This is a genomic window from Priestia sp. YIM B13490, from assembly GCF_042787735.1.
GTDB classification, from domain to species: domain Bacteria; phylum Bacillota; class Bacilli; order Bacillales; family Bacillaceae_H; genus Priestia; species Priestia megaterium.
The window spans coordinates 646,586-662,012 of the sequence record NZ_JBHZOT010000001.1 but is presented as its reverse complement, the minus strand read 5'-3'; the positions used below and the strand labels follow the sequence as shown (position 1 = coordinate 662,012).

13 protein-coding genes and 1 other RNA gene are annotated in these 15,427 nt (G+C 39.1%); 5 read left to right on the top strand and 9 right to left on the bottom strand.

The window, feature by feature from the left end:
• Window positions 1-150: 150 nt before the first annotated feature.
• A complete protein-coding gene (locus ACFX4R_RS03660) occupies window positions 151-465 on the bottom strand; it encodes an MGMT family protein (RefSeq protein WP_043981312.1) in 315 nt (104 codons plus the stop codon).
• Between the two features lie 353 nt (window positions 466-818).
• On the opposite strand from ACFX4R_RS03660, the gene ACFX4R_RS03655 reads away from it, so the two are divergent.
• Window positions 819-1,376: a MerR family transcriptional regulator gene (locus ACFX4R_RS03655; RefSeq protein WP_377568828.1), complete on the top strand. Its 558-nt coding sequence runs from the start codon at window positions 819-821 to the stop codon at window positions 1,374-1,376.
• A 32-nt stretch (window positions 1,377-1,408) separates the two neighbouring features.
• Here ACFX4R_RS03655 and ACFX4R_RS03650 read toward each other — a convergent pair whose 3' ends face one another.
• The 3 genes from ACFX4R_RS03650 to rnpB all read right to left on the bottom strand — a co-directional run bounded on the left by ACFX4R_RS03650 (window position 1,409) and on the right by rnpB (window position 3,651).
• Window positions 1,409-2,293: a LysR family transcriptional regulator gene (locus ACFX4R_RS03650; protein ID WP_043981310.1), complete on the bottom strand. Its 885-nt coding sequence runs from the start codon at window positions 2,291-2,293 to the stop codon at window positions 1,409-1,411.
• Between the two features lie 358 nt (window positions 2,294-2,651).
• Window positions 2,652-3,041 carry a VOC family protein gene (locus ACFX4R_RS03645; RefSeq protein ID WP_043981309.1) on the bottom strand — a complete coding sequence of 130 codons (390 nt, stop codon included), beginning with the start codon at window positions 3,039-3,041 and terminating at the stop codon, window positions 2,652-2,654.
• 221 nt (window positions 3,042-3,262) lie between these two features.
• Window positions 3,263-3,651, bottom strand: an RNA gene (gene rnpB / locus ACFX4R_RS03640) — RNase P RNA component class B.
• Window positions 3,652-3,898: 247 nt separating this feature from the next.
• Here rnpB and ACFX4R_RS03635 point away from each other — a divergent pair.
• Window positions 3,899-4,717 carry a histidinol-phosphatase gene (locus ACFX4R_RS03635; protein ID WP_097822851.1) on the top strand — a complete coding sequence of 273 codons (819 nt, stop codon included), beginning with the start codon at window positions 3,899-3,901 and terminating at the stop codon, window positions 4,715-4,717.
• Window positions 4,718-4,804: 87 nt separating this feature from the next.
• Here ACFX4R_RS03635 and ACFX4R_RS03630 read toward each other — a convergent pair whose 3' ends face one another.
• The 3 genes from ACFX4R_RS03630 to ACFX4R_RS03620 form a co-directional block, all read right to left on the bottom strand.
• Window positions 4,805-6,298, bottom strand: coding sequence for a glycoside hydrolase family 1 protein (locus ACFX4R_RS03630; RefSeq protein WP_377568823.1), 1,494 nt, complete (start codon window positions 6,296-6,298; stop codon window positions 4,805-4,807).
• Window positions 6,299-6,340: 42 nt separating this feature from the next.
• The gene (locus ACFX4R_RS03625; RefSeq protein WP_162214633.1) at window positions 6,341-8,281 is read right to left on the bottom strand and encodes a beta-glucoside-specific PTS transporter subunit IIABC; all 1,941 of its coding nucleotides are present in this window, start codon (window positions 8,279-8,281) and stop codon (window positions 6,341-6,343) included.
• A 119-nt stretch (window positions 8,282-8,400) separates the two neighbouring features.
• The gene (locus tag ACFX4R_RS03620; RefSeq protein WP_025750947.1) at window positions 8,401-9,252 is read right to left on the bottom strand and encodes a PRD domain-containing protein; all 852 of its coding nucleotides are present in this window, start codon (window positions 9,250-9,252) and stop codon (window positions 8,401-8,403) included.
• Between the two features lie 324 nt (window positions 9,253-9,576).
• Here ACFX4R_RS03620 and ACFX4R_RS03615 point away from each other — a divergent pair, with 324 nt between their 5' ends.
• Window positions 9,577-11,157 carry a histidine kinase N-terminal 7TM domain-containing diguanylate cyclase gene (locus ACFX4R_RS03615; protein WP_043981304.1) on the top strand — a complete coding sequence of 527 codons (1,581 nt, stop codon included), beginning with the start codon at window positions 9,577-9,579 and terminating at the stop codon, window positions 11,155-11,157.
• A gap of 144 nt (window positions 11,158-11,301) precedes the next feature.
• Window positions 11,302-12,063: an MBL fold metallo-hydrolase gene (locus ACFX4R_RS03610; protein ID WP_043981303.1), complete on the top strand. Its 762-nt coding sequence runs from the start codon at window positions 11,302-11,304 to the stop codon at window positions 12,061-12,063.
• 367 nt (window positions 12,064-12,430) lie between these two features.
• Here the strand turns inward: ACFX4R_RS03610 and ACFX4R_RS03605 are convergent, their stop codons facing one another.
• Together ACFX4R_RS03605 and gdh are read right to left on the bottom strand one after the other, a co-directional pair.
• Window positions 12,431-13,420 (bottom strand): DUF4003 family protein, encoded by a 990-nt coding sequence (locus ACFX4R_RS03605; RefSeq protein WP_377568819.1) that lies wholly within the window; start codon window positions 13,418-13,420, stop codon window positions 12,431-12,433.
• Window positions 13,421-13,564: 144 nt separating this feature from the next.
• Window positions 13,565-14,350 carry a glucose 1-dehydrogenase gene (gene gdh / locus ACFX4R_RS03600; RefSeq protein WP_025750943.1) on the bottom strand — a complete coding sequence of 262 codons (786 nt, stop codon included), beginning with the start codon at window positions 14,348-14,350 and terminating at the stop codon, window positions 13,565-13,567.
• Between the two features lie 447 nt (window positions 14,351-14,797).
• Here gdh and ACFX4R_RS03595 point away from each other — a divergent pair, with 447 nt between their 5' ends.
• Window positions 14,798-15,424, top strand: coding sequence for a nitroreductase family protein (locus ACFX4R_RS03595; RefSeq protein WP_080781659.1), 627 nt, complete (start codon window positions 14,798-14,800; stop codon window positions 15,422-15,424).
• Window positions 15,425-15,427: the final 3 nt, after the last annotated feature.

Sequence of the window (15,427 nt, the reverse complement as noted above, 5' to 3'; positions counted from 1 at the left end):
GAGCATACGCGACGAGGAGGCTCACCGCCCGCCCGCGGAAAGCGAAGTCTTGCACGGAAATTAATGGCGGTGTCACAAGCGGTTCAGTTCCTCTATCTCGTTTGTTCATCTTTAGCTGGAATTAATTTCGCTATGTCTCAATTTCTTTTATTATTTATACACGTCAGGTTCATAGAGATGGACTTTAAGATCAAGCTTTCCATCCGAAGAAACGAGTATTCCTTCCGCTTCGAGTGAAAGTTTTTGAACAACGTACATTTCTTCGTCTTTAAACCCAATTTCTCCTTTAGAATTAATGACTCTGTGCCAGGGGAGATTATGTTTCTTACTCATCGAATGCAGGACTCGTACAACCTGCCTTGCACCTCGCGGACTACCAGCCAGGCGGGCGATTTGTCCGTATGTCATTACTTTCCCGGATGGTATTTGTTTAATAAGTGCTACTGCTCGTTCTGTAAAACTCAAGTCGCTCCTCCTTTCGTTTCTTCTTTAGTACAACATTACCATATTAAATAAACAGTGAAGGAATCACTCGATTTTTCTTCAGCAACATTATAAGATAATAATAAGAAGTACGCTCATCATTGTTCAACATACTCCAAACAAATGCTTACTGATTATTTCCTATTCTTCAACTAACAAATCTTTGTGCGAGTGGCAGCTTATACCTCATTTATGACACTGTGATTATAAAAACGTTACAGAAACCAACACAGCAAGGTACGTAGAAGCGTTACATGATAAGATAAACAGTAGATACTAGTACAATTTCAAATTGATGCTGACGAATAAGTAATCATTTAAAAAGTGGTGAGAAAATGACAAAATGGCTTAGTGTAAAAGAATTATCTGAAGAAACGAGTATTCCTACTTCAACCATCAGAAGATATATAGATAAATTCCAATATTTCTTTATACAAAAAGAGGATCATCGACCAAAACAATATGAAGCTGCGGCTGCGACCGTTTTACTGAAAATTAAGCAGCTTTATGATGAGGGCTGTCAAGCAGAAGAAATCCATGAAGCGCTGCAAAAAGAATTCTCTTTGACTACAAGCAAGGATCAAGCTGCCGTGTCTCTAGAAGAAGCCGAAGACAAAGAGGGCACAGAGAACACAGCAGAAGCAGCTGACCAGCCCGAGGCCGACGACCAGCAGCCGACACCTCCCGAACAGCCGGTACAGCCTTCACCCCAACAAGAGCCTGATACAAAACAAATTCTTCAGGAAAAAGATAAGCAGCTCATTCAATCTTTGCGTAAAAGCTTGCGTGAACAGCAGGCCATTTCAGAATTAGTAGAAGCTTCAAAAGAAAGCAGCGTAGTAGGTAAAAAGAGATCGATTTTAAAACGATTATTCCAACGAAAAAAGGACTAAGTTTGTAAACAAATCTAGGCTAAGAAACACCTTTATTTGTGGTCATTAAATTTATGTAAAACAAAGTTTCTAAACTGTTTAACAGCCGGTGATAGATATCTTCCTTCAATCCATGCTAGTCCAATTACTCGGTGGCAGTTGGCTTTAGCTAATGGGATTTTCACTATTTTACTTTGATCGATTCCGTGTAAATCTGGAAGGATAGAAATTCCTAAGCCGGCTCCTACAAGTCCCGCTACGGTATCAGCTTCCTCTCCTTCAAACATGATGTGAGGCTTTACCCCTGTCTCTTCAAATAACTGCTCAAACGTAAGACGAAGAGAAAAACCTTCTTTTAAGTGAATAAATGATTCTTCAGCAATTTCTTCTAGTGGGATACTTTCACGATCAGCATACTGATGATTTTTCGGTACGATCACAAACAGCTCTTCATTCCAAAGATGCTGCCACTTAATGACCGATTTCTCTTCCATAGGCGCAATCAAACAAAGATCCAGTTCACCGAGCTGCAGCTGCTCAAGAAGAACGTGAGAAGGACTTTGCCTCAGCTGAAAATTCACCTTAGGATATAAGCTGCGAAACGACGCGATTAAATCTGGAATCAAATCTGTGCTGAGCGTATGTAAAAACCCAAGTGACACCTGCCCTTTTTCAGGATCTAGCAGCGCTTGAATTTCCTCTTGTCCTTTATCAAATTCTTTCATTATGTTATCTACACGCTTTAAAAAAACTTTGCCATATTGGTTTAATTGAATGGAACGTCCTTGCCGGTCAAATAGAGGCGCTCCTACTTCTTCTTCAAAACGAGCAATTGAACGACTGAGCGCAGGCTGCGTAATTAACAGTTCTTCTGCTGCTCGCGTCATATGCTGCGTACGTGCTAGCGTTTGAAAATATTTAAACTGCTGCCACTCCACTCCGTACCATCTCCTTATCAAACCGTTCTATTCATTACACAGATGTATGAAAAATATGATTATAATGAATTATACATTATAAATAGAGGGTGTTACTATAAAAAATGGAAACATACTCGAGGATGTTTTTAGTTCATCTTGACGATTGCTGTATACGGCACTTATTAAAATTTTATACTCATCATTTTCTAGCAGAAAGAAGGATTTGGTATGAAACGTAAGGAAAGTTATTAAAAAGCTAACTAAGATATCATAGTAACTACACATCAAAAAGACCTTTCTCTCACCATAAAAGAAAGGTCTTTTTTGAGAATCTAACACACATTTTTTCTTGTATGTACCTCTTAAAGTAAACTTTTTAAAGTTTAACCCGTTCTACTAACTGCAGCAACTCATCATTAGGTCCGTGAAATAAAATCATACGGCCGCCTTCAAGCGTTGGCTGAGGCTCAGATGATAAAAATTCAATTCCTTTGCTCTTATAATGTTGAATCGCCTTATTTATATCCTCTACCGTAAAGGCAAGGTGGTTAACAATCCCGCTTTTGTTATACTCGCCAATCGGATCAATATCTCGAATGAGCTCAATTTCCATACCCGGCTGTTCTTCAAGATACAAAAAAGCCATCTCTCTTTTCTCGTTAGATCCTTGAAGGCGAACTTTAAAGCCAAACATATCTCCGTAGTAGTGAATCGTCTCATCCATATTTCCAACAATAATTGCTGTATGCTCCATTTTTTTAATCATGAATATTCTCCCTTTCCCCGTATTTAGTAAGTACAAGTAAACTATACCGCAATTTAGACAATATGTATTTCCATATACCTTGAATTCTCATACTATAGTTAGGAAAATTCAAGCACTCTATCAATGAGTCGGCTATGATTTGAAAAATAACAAATAAAAAAACAAACCTCATTGGTTTGTTTTGGTTACGTATTTTATAATCAGTCTCTGTTTCAACAACGTTCGATAAGCCATGTTTTGTACCTTTGTACTGCAAACGATTTTACTCTCGTACTCAGGCGGTAATCATCTATCTACGATTACACATGTAACCGTCCGTCTCTCCGTTTGATTCCTTAGAGACAGTTCCCCTACCATTGTTTGGGTTTCTCGCTCGTGGGGTTTACCGCGTTCCACCTTTGCTGTTTCCAGCAAAGCTTCGTCACTGTGGCACTTTCAGGGATACTCGACCATATCCGAAGACTTAGGTGGTTTTTCCCGCCGTCAGCTAAGCTATAAGCCAAGCTGCCCTAGCTTATTTTTTCACTAGGCACGAACACTACGGACATCTCAGCACCGTGCGAGCATGGACTTTCCTCTACATCAAATGATGCAGCGATTACCTGAACGTTATTTCAGATCGTGTATGAGTAGTATATGCGTTTTAGCTTGCCGAATCAAATGTAACTTTTGGTATGAATTCCATGTCAATTTTTGCAGCAAATTAAATAAAATAACCTCTTTCTGTACAATCTTTTTAGTAGATGACTCACCAGCAAGCCAAGAAATATTCTCTTCATCCATTTCTACGGGGGATACTTTGTTTCTTTGTAGAATATTTTATACACTACATAAAAAGGTAACAGAGGTGATGAAAAATGAACGCTGATTTAAAATTTGATTTTCATACCCATCACGACCGATGCGGACATGCTCGCGGAACGATTCGAGATTATATAGAGGCATCTATTGATAAAGGCTTTGATATCATTGGGATTTCGGATCATTCTCCTTATTTTGGGAGCGAAGAAGACCAGCCGCATCCTCACATTGCGATGGGAAAAAGCGCATTCTCCGGATATGTAGCTGAGATTTTGAAACTAAAAGAAGACTATAAAGAAAAAATTGAAGTGCTGTTAGGCGTAGAGTCTGATTTCTTTCCCGAGCATGCGGAGATATATCGTAGCTACTATGAAAAATATCCGTTTGACTACATAATCGGCTCTGTCCATCAAGTTGATGAAGTCAGCATCTTTCATAAAACGCGCTGGGAAGGCCTTTCTCAGCAAGAAAAGCAGCGCACGAAAGAAACGTATTATCAATTGATCGAAGAATCTGCCCGGAGCAGAATGTTTCAGATTCTTGGACATATTGATGCCATGAAAGGATTCTATCCTTCTTTTTCTTCTATTCAGACAGCTGTTATTGATCAAACGCTAAAAGTGATTTCAGCACATGACATTGCCATAGAAGTGAATACATCAGGCAAAACCAAAGACTGCGGAGGCTGGTATCCTGCAGATGATATTTTGGAAAGAGCCCTGCACTACGGGGTACGCATTACATTTGGTTCCGATGCCCATGACCCGGAGCGCATTGGCGACGACTTTGAACTAGTAAAAAAGCGCCTTAAAGAAATCGGCTTTAAGGATTGGGTCTTTTTTAGACAGAAAAAAATGCAGGTAGCTTCTTTGTAAAACGGTAAACTTAAATAGACTGTAAATACAAATATGCCTGAAGACACGCAGATGAAGGAACATCGCGTGTTTTCAGGCATGTGTTTTTTACTGAGAAACTTTGACTTTTGTAGTTGAAGATAAATCTTCTCCATTTGTCTGGATCACTTGCTTATACCAGTAAAAAGAATCTTTTTTAGATCGTTCAAGCGTACCATTTCCTTCATCATCTTGATCTACGTAAATAAAGCCGTATCGTTTTGACATTTCGTTTGTTGATACACTGATTAAATCAATAGGTCCCCACGCGGTATAACCCATTAAGTCTACACCATCTTTGACCGCTTCTTTCATCTGTTCAATATGCTGTCTTAAGTAATCTACACGATACGGATCATGAATAGAACCGTCTTCTTCTACTTTGTCATGAGCTCCTAACCCATTTTCAACGATAAACAGCGGTTTGCCGTAGCGGTTATGAAAATCTTGTAACGTATAGCGCAGTCCTTTCGGATCGATTTGCCATCCCCAATCAGACGTTTGAAGATGAGGGTTTTTTACACTTCCTGCAATCATATTTCCTAGGACATTTTCTTCTTCACTTTGAGTTGTGACAGAAAGAGACATATAGTAGCTAAATGAAATAAAGTCAACGGGATATTGTTTGATAATCTCGTCATCCCCTACTTCTTTTACGATTTGAATGTTGTTTTCTTTAAAGTAACGTTCCATTACCTTTGGATATTCTCCGCGAACTTGAACATCTGTAAAAAATAAGTTCAAGTCATTTTTATGCTGAGCTAGTAAAATATCATCCGGATGATTCGTCACAGGATACGTTGTCATACGCGCAAGCATACATCCTACTTTTACATCAGGAATAATCTCGTGAGCTAACTTAGTGGCAAATGCACTCGCAACAAACTGATGATGCGCCCCTTGATACGCAATTTGCTCCGCTGACTGATTTGGAACATTTTCAACTAAAATACCGCCGCCTGTATAAGGGCTATGCGTAATCACATTGATTTCGTTAAACGTGAGCCAATATTTGACTTTGTTTTTATAGCGTGTAAATACCGTTTCCGCGTAGCGTGTATAAAAGCCAATTAGCTTGCGGCTGTACCAGCCGTTGTATTTACGGGTAAGCTCAAGCGGCGTTTCATAATGCGAAAGGGTCACTAGCGGCTCAATTCCGTACTTTAACATTTCATCAAATAGGTTATCGTAAAATTGCAACCCTGCTTCGTTTGGATTCACATCATCTCCATTTGGAAAAATTCTCGCCCAGTTGATCGAAATGCGAAGCGTTTTAAACCCCATTTCTGCGAACAGTGCGATATCTTCTTTATAGCGATGATAAAAGTCGATGGCCGTACGCTTTGGAAAACGATCGTTTACTTTGTTGTTAAGCACATCTTCAATATAATCTGCTTTTACATCCATTGAATAACCAGTTCGCTCGTCTTTTGGGACAAATCGAATCATATCTGCAGTAGACAGCCCTTTTCCATCAACGTCATAAGCTCCTTCAATTTGATTAGCAGCTGTTGCTCCTCCCCATAAAAATCCCTTTTTAAATACAGTATCATTTGTTAACATAGTCCCCACGTCCTTTTCTTATATTTTTATTAAAAATAGCATTTATTTCACTACAGAAAGTAGCTGTTCCCCTTCAAAAATTGGACCTATTTCATTGACAGACAGCACATCTAAATACTCCGTTGTGTTTGTGATGATAACCATCGTAACAGTTTCAAATCCAGCTTCTGCAATCGCATGTCGGTCAAATTCAATGAGCGGCTGCCCTGCATTTACATAATCTTTTTCTTTTACAAGTGCTTTAAAATGCTCTCCTTTTAAAGAAACGGTATCAATTCCAATATGAATTAAAATTTCGGCTCCGTCCTCTCCTTTAATGCCAATTGCGTGTTGAGAATCAGGCAGCACCATAATCGTTCCAGCGATAGGCGAGACTACGCGGTTTTCACTAGGTTTAATCGCAATTCCTTTGCCCATAATTTCTTGAGCAAATGTTGGATCTGACACTTGATGCAGCGGTACAAGTTCACCGTGCAACGGAGAGAATACGCTTTTTGTTTTACCACTTTTTTTCTCCTCTACTGCTAGAGAAACATTTTGCAGTGGTGCTTCTTCTTTGACAGGATGTTCTTCAAGTTTTATTGTATTTTTTTCTGGTTCTTCTGAAGCAATATCTTTAAACCCAAGAGTAAGGACCAAGACGGCTGGTAAAATAACGGCCCCTGCCAGCAGCGCCACAGCGACAATCAAATTGCCTGCTGCTCCGCTTGGATCTGCAAACGTAGGAATAGCAAAGATTCCGACTAATCCTCCTAATGTAAATGCTTTAAACCCATACCACCCGGCAAAGCCACCGAGCAGTGCACTAGAGGCAATAGCGTAATAAAAAGGCTTTTTCAACTTCATGTTTACTCCGTACATGGCAGGCTCTGTAATTCCGATAACAGCTGAAATAGCTGATGAAAACGCAACTTGTTTTAAATCTTTATTTTTTGTCTTCAACGCTACTCCAAAAGCCGCTCCTCCTTGAGCAAGGTTGCTGATATACATCATCGGCATCAAAACATTGTCAAACCCATATACTTTTAGGTTTTGTATCGCAATTGGGCCTATTGCATAGTGCATACCTGTCATAATAATAAGAGGCATAAGCCCTGCCAGTAAAAGCCCTGCCAGCGGACCCGCTGTTTCAAACATCCATGAGAATATACTTGCTAATCCGTCTCCCATATACGTTCCAAGCGGACCGATTAACCATAGCGTAATAGGTGCAGCGATTAGAAGTGCAAGGAGTGGTGAAAACATGACCGTAACGGTAGCCGGCATCCATGAACGAACAAATTTGTATATATATTTCAATAAAAGTACACCTAAAATAATCGGTATTACACTAGACGTGTAGTTCACGACTGGAATGGATATAAAATCGATTCCAAATAACGTGAATTCTTTTATTTTCGTAATGCCTCTCGCTGCGTCTATAAAGGTCGGATACAGCATGGCAGCTGCTAAAGCAAGGGCTAAGTATTCATTTGTTTTAAACTTGCGAGCTGCTGAAACGGCTAAGAAAAATGGCAGAAAGTAAAAGACTCCGTCCCCAATTGCATTCAGCACTGCGTACGTATCACTTTCTATGCTCAGCCATCCTAGCGTAGCAAATAAAGCGATAAAAGCTTTTAGCATACCCGCACCAATAAGAGCTGGTAAGATAGGAGTGAAAATTCCTGAAATACTATCCATTAGAAGTGAAACAACGCCTTGTTTTTGGCTGCTTTTCTCCTCGGTAGCTCTTCCACTGCCCAGCAATGGTTCAACTTCTTCAAAAACTTCAGCAACTCTGTTTCCAATAATGACTTGAAACTGATCCCCGGAAAATTGAGCGCCCATCACTCCTTTTATTTGCTTAATTTCCTCCACCTGCACCTTATTCTTGTTATGAAGATTAAAGCGAAGTCTTGTCACGCAGTGCCAAGCCTGGTTAACATTTTGTGCTCCACCGATTTTATCTACTACTTGTTTAGCCGTTTCTTTATATGAAGTCATTTATATCCCTCCTTTTTTCAATAAAAAAACCCAAACAGATCACCGCATGTTTGTAACATGCAAATGTCTGCTTGGGTAATGCCTGATCGAGTCAGTAACAATCCTCCAAAGAAGAACAATTATTCAGTTTCTACTAGATTCGTCACTCGCCAAATGTGTAGCGTTAAGTAAAGCTTTTCATCTGAAGTTAAAGACCAACCATGCTGTTTATGAAGTAAATTAGCCACTTTTTCAACAGCTTTATATGCTTTTTCATACTTTGTTTTTACAACATCCAGCAGCGTAGCATCAACTTCCGGAGAAACATGTGGGTTCTGATCCAGCTGACGTAAAACAAAAAATCGTAGATGCGTGACAAAGCGAGAATAGTTCATGGATTCTTCGTCAAGTTTGAGCTGAAAATGATATTGAACAACATCGATAATTCGATTAATCACTTCAGTCATCTTCATCGTTTCTTCCACTTTTGCTTGTACATTCTGTGCGTTTACAAAATGATAGGTGAGAAACGTTTCTTCACTTTTAGGAAGCAGCACATCAAGCCGGTCATACACTAGTCGAATCGCGTTAACCGCAGCATTATACTCTTTCGGATAAAGCTTCTTGACTTCCCAGCGGCTTGGCTGCGCGTATTCAAGGCCATTATGGCTTCGCTCAATCGCAAAATTCAAGTGATCCGCAAGAGTCAAGTGAATATTGGTGCGAAAAGGCTCACCTATTTCTTTTTCTGCTTGCTTGATTAACTCTACAGAAACCTCGAGAATTTCTGGTTTGATGCTCTCTAGAATTTGAGCCAGCGGTCTACGAATATTGGACGACTCCGCCACAAACTTTCGTCGAATGACAGCCTTATCAACTGGATCACCTTTTTTCTTTTGGAAACCGACGCCTGTTCCCATGATGACCCATTCTACATTAGAGGAGTCTTTGACCAATGCTACGTTATTATTAAATACTTTAACAAATTTCATAGATGCTTCCCCCACATCAGAACAAACGTAAAAATCCCATCTTAAAAACACATGAACACATCACGTATTTTTAACACAGGTAATGCCTGATCGAATCAGTAACAATCCAGTTTTAAGTTATTACTGAAATTATATTCTACTATGAAAGCGATGTCAATATATAAAATACTGAATTTTTAATAATTTACTAGTGAAAGAGAAATAATTCTTATAGACTATCCATCTACTTCCTTCGCTGCTACTAAATCCCTAATAAAACATCCACATTTTATTTCAACTGTGCTACATTTAACTAAAAATGCTTTCTTAATGAGGGATACAATTGTGAATTTAGATTTAACCGCTTACATAACGCTTATCTGTACATCTGGTGTTCTTAATTTATACTTGTGTTTTTACGTATTTATTAAGCGTCACCACTACAGCAATATTGCGCATTTATTTATTCTTCATACAGGTTTCACCGCTATTTATTGTATGGGTGCGGCCTTTAGCTTACTATCCGTTAACCTTGAGGAAATGAAATTTTGGACCGTTATTCAATACGTGGGCATGCCTTTTTCACCTCCTGCAGGACTGCTGTTTGTTATGCAGTATGTCGGCATAAAGGTAAGGAAAAAACATATTTTTGCGCTTTTTGTCATTCCTTTTATTAGTTTGATCATGGTCGCAACAAATGACTGGCATCACCTTCATTACCGAGTGTTTGAAATTGACCCAGTTTTGGGTGCTCCTTACATTCATCAAGAAATTGGACCATGGTACACGATTCACGGCATGTTCATCTTTTCGTCTATGTTCGTTGCTTTTTTGCTTGCCGTTTACCGCTGGAAAGAAACAGCCAAAGCTTACCGCCTGCAGTTAATTGCATTAATGGTCGGGCAATTAGTTCCTATTGTCACAGCTTTTGTCTATTTAATGGGCTTTACGCCGCAGGGAATTGATCCAGTTCCGATGGTTTTATGGGTTTCTTCTTTTTTATATTTATGGTCCATTAACTCATCGCGTATGTTTACAGTCATGCCCGTTGCGAAAGATGCGATATTTAACAGCATCAATGACGGTGTTATCGTGCTTGATGAAGCTTACAGATTAATTGAATTTAACTTAGCGTCGAAGAACATGTTTCCGCAGCTGAAAAAAGCGATGTTTGGAAAACGGTTTGCTGATATTTGGTTCACTCTATCGGGCAGTTCATTTCCTTTTACATTCGAAAATAAAAACAGCAGTCAAGAGCTGCAGCTTTTTTCTGGGGATCAATCTCAGTATACGTATCAAGTTCGCACCTCTCCTTTGCAGTATGCTAACAACAGTCACGGCTTGCTGCTTATTTTTACAGATATCACAGAGCTAAAAAGACTTCAGCTAAAGCTTGAAAATCAAGCTTATTACGATGAGCTGACGCAAATTTATAATCGCAGAGCATTTTTTCAACACAGCAAGCAAGCATTCGATGAAGCAAAAAAGTCTGCATCTTCTTTTACGCTTCTTTTACTTGATATTGATTATTTTAAAAAAGTGAACGATACGTATGGTCATTATACCGGCGATCAGGTGCTTGTACATGTCGTAAAAGCCTGCCAGTCCGTATTACCGCAAGGAGCCCTTTTTGCTCGGTACGGCGGTGAAGAATTTGTACTCGCGCTAAAGGGCTATACTATATCCGAAGGCGAAACGCTTGCCAACCAAATTCGCCGTCACGTCGAGACTCAGCCCTTACTGATTAATGAAAAAACCATTTCTGTTACGCTGAGTCTTGGAGTAGCACAAGCGAAAAAACAAGAAAATGAAACGTTAGATGAGCTGTTGAATAAAGCAGATATCGCCCTGTACGCTGCCAAACAACATGGCCGCAACCAAGTACGTATATATAAAGAGATAAAAGAAACCCTAAAAAGAACCTAAACAGCACTGTTTCGGTTCTTTTTGCTTTTGATTACTATTCTTTCATTTATCAAGTGAAAGTGGTAAAAGACTTGATTTTATCTATGTATTTGCAACTAGAGCATCCTATAAACTATATGTAGATTAAAAAAAGGAGAGATACAGATGAAGATTACACATATTCGTAACGCTACTCTAATTGTTGAATACGGAGGAAAAACGTTTTTAATTGATCCTATGTTAGCAGAAAAAGGTACGTACCCTCCTTTCCCAAATTCGATCAGACAAGATCAAAACAACCCTTTAGTGAACTTACCGATATCCGTTGAAGAAATTATTGCTGATGTAGATGCGGTTATTGTCACTCACCTCCATTTAGACCATTTTGACGATGCCGCTAAACAGGCGTTGCCAAACAATATCAAAATGTTCGTTCAAAATGAAGAAGATGCCGCAGCAGTAAAAGAAGCTGGTTTTAAAAATGTAGAAGTACTTACGCAAAACACGGTTTTTGAAGGCGTTGAATTAATCAAAACAAAAGGCGAGCACGGAAGAGGAGAAATTTTAAAGCGTACTGGTTTAGTATGCGGTGTTGTTTTTAAATATAAGAATGAAAAAACGCTTTATATAGCTGGAGATACGGTATGGTATTCCGCTGTTGGAGAAGAAATCAACACATATCAACCGGATGTCATTGTCGTAAACGGCGGAGATAATCAATTTTCAGAAGGCGGTTCTCTTGTGATGGGGAAAGAAGATATTTACGAAGTTTTTAAAGCGGCCCCTCGTGCTACGATTATTTCTGTCCATATGGAAGCTGTAAATCACTGGACGCTATCAAGAGAAGAATTAAAAGGCTTTATCAAAGAAAAAGACATGACATCTCACGTCTTTGTTCCAGATGATGGCGAGTTTTATACTTTTTAAGAGAAAAGCTGAGATAAAAGTATTCTAGTTGAATGTAAATCCGAACGAGGAATCAAGATTCTTGATGGAGAATCAACTCCGTTCGGATTTTTTCATCGGTATGGTGAACATAGGTTTCATGTATATGGGTACTTCTAGCGGTTGATTGGAGAGCAAGGCGAAGACTCCTGCGGGAAAAGCGGAACAGGTGAGACCCCGCAGGAGCGTAAGTGACAAGGAGGCTCAGCGGCCGCCGGCGGAAAGCGAAGCCTTGCACGGAAATCAACCGCGGTATTATAAGCGGTTCAGCTCATTTATTCCATTGGTTCATCTTTAGGTTAGATTCATGTAGTTATGTCCCAGCCTCTTTTAATAGTCGTTTCATTTATCAAGTAGTAGTCGTAGTAGCAACCGCTGAAGTGCTCGCAATAACCGCTAGCATAGCGGCTTGCTGGGCTTGAATAATCGTTTCAATCGTTGTATAGATACCTGTTTCGACCAGTCTAGAATCCTTTAGCTTTTCACTGATAACCAGATTAACCGCCAGCATAACATTGATGTCTTTCTGCCACTTGAAAAGTTTGTCTGTATTTAACTGTTTCACCACGTCATAAATAATTTCAATTTCAGCTTCCGGTTTTTCAAACAGTGCTAATAAGCCAAGAGCCGGGTAATGCATTGCTTTTACTTTCATACCTGCCGATTCACAGATTTCTTTTACTGCTAGGCATCTTTCAATAAGTGTATCCTCATGTAAGTTTTTATCGATTGCGAGAATATGACTTAAAAATTGAAGGTCATTCCCTCTTTTAAATCCATGCTGCCCCAATGTGGTATAGAAGTGTTCAATTTCATGCATCAAATCATCAACAGACTCGCTCGTTTCAGCTAATAAAACGGCAAGAGGTACATCACCATTTGATGTAAGGAAGAGATGCTTTTTTTTCATGCCTTGATAAATTTCTACTGACCTTCGAACCATTTCTTTATGGCTTCGACTTGACTCATTCGACAGCATAGCGGAAGCCGCGATATACGTAAATGCGCCTCTAGTAAACCCGCCATGTACCAATTGATCATATACATCCAGAAATTCATAAAACGTTTCTTTTGGATTCTCATAGCGGGTATCCAGCATGGCTGCAATCGTAAACCGCTGCGATGATTTTAATGTAGAAAACATTCCTACTTGATTTTTAATATAGTCACTTAACTCAATATAAGGCTGAAGCTGAAGCGATTTGCCTTTCACTGCATACATAGAAGCGATAGCCATAAACTGCTTCGGATCTGCCACTTTCCATTTGAGTTCATTTTTTAAGCTGATATAAAAACCTCTATACTGATCTACTTTTTGTTGAATCGTTTCCGGTAGCATATCAACACGTCCTTTATTCGTCGTTAGCTTATATACGTAACACTTCAATAAAAGTTTCAATATTTGGTAAATACGCCGTACATTTATGACAATACGAAAAAGACCCCGGAATATTCCGAGGTCTTTTTCATTCAGTTCTACCTATTAACCTCTTCCCGCTTGGAAAGAAGGATATTTTGTCATACCGCCATCAGCAAATAGTGTAATACCTGTTACGTAGCTTGCTTGTGACGATGCTAAGAATGCTGCAACTGATGCAATTTCTTCCGGATTGCCGATGTAGCCCATTGGAATCATGCTTTCTACGTCTGCACGCTGTTCCGGATCTGCGAATTTTTCAGCGTTGATTGGCGTATCGATCGCGCCTGGTCCAATGTTATTTACGCGGATACCTTTTGGCGCATATTCAAGAGCCAATGTTTCCGTCATTAGCTTCATACCGCCTTTACTTGCTGCATAGTGAACAAATAGTGGCCAAGGAATCATTTCGTGAACGCTGGACATGTTAATAACGTTTCCTTTAATGTCATTTTCAACAAAATATTTAATCGCTTCGCGGCTTCCTAAAAACGCGCCTGTTAAGTTTGTATCGATTACTTGATTCCAGTTTTCTAATGATAATTCATGTGAAGGAACCGGGTTTTCAACACCAGCATTATTAACCATAACGTCTAATGTGCCAAACTCTTTAACAGCTGTCTCTACAAGGTTCACAACGTCTTCTTCTTTTGTTACGTCGCCTCGAACAATAATTGCTTGACCGCCAGCTTGTTCAATTTCTTTTTTTACTTCTAGCGCTTCATCTTCATTGCTGCGGTAGTTTACAACCACTTTTGACTGCTCTTGACCAAAACGAACGGCCATTGCGCGCCCCAATCCTTTTGATCCGCCTGTTACAACTACTACTTTATCTTTTAAATCTGTATACATCTTGAAGTCCTCCTACTTTTCCTGCGTGATATGTCTTGTTATACTGTACTAATTACAAATACAGTTTAGGTTTTAAAAAGAGAATAAATATTTCTCTATCTCTTCTTTCTCAAACTGTCATTCATTTAAAAAGTAACAAATTCACTTTTGTCTCTTTTCGTTACTTATCGTAACTAAGAGAAATAAAGTAGTCAAACTTTTTGTTTGATCACTTTTATAATTTATTTTTATCTCTCACTTTCTTCATATTTGTTCCCAGTAGAATATAACTTCACACTTCCAACTAACCCCACTTCAAAAGTTTAAACTTTTTCCCTTGCAATTCTTAAATCAATGTATTATATTGTTGATGTATCAATTATTGATATGTCAAACAATTGTCCACAATCAAAAATATGGGAATGACAATAAATAAGTTTAACGCCTAAAAAGAAAGGAATAATGACTATGACTATAAAAGATTTTAACGAAATTGCTTTAAAACGCCGTTCAATTAAAAAATATGATCCTTCAGTAAAAATCAGCCGTGAGGAAATGGAAGAAATTCTTACAGAAGCTATGCGTGCTCCTTCTTCTGTTAATATGCAGCCGTGGCGCTTTGTTGTAATTGAAACGCCGGAAGGCAAAGAAAAATTAGCTAAACTTGCGAAATTTAACAGTGAACAAGTTCATACATCTTCAGCTGTTATTGCCGTGTTTGGTGACATGAACAACGTCGAATATGCAGACGAAATTTTCGGAAAAGCAGTAGAGCTTGGCTATATGCCTCAGGACATTAAAGAACAGCAGCTAAATTTCTTTAAGCCGATTTACGAAAACATGCCAAAAGCAGATATGAAAGACATCGTGCTAATTGATTCAGGTCTTGTATCTATGCAGCTTATGCTTGTTGCTCGCGCTCACGGATATGATACAAATCCAATCGGCGGATACGAAAAACACTTAATCGCAGAAGAATTCGGTTTAGATAAAGAACGTTATCTTCCAATTATGCTTATCTCAATCGGTAAAGCAGCGAGCGAAGGCCATGCTTCTTACCGTTTACCGGTCAATACGGTTACAACTTGGAAATAAGCA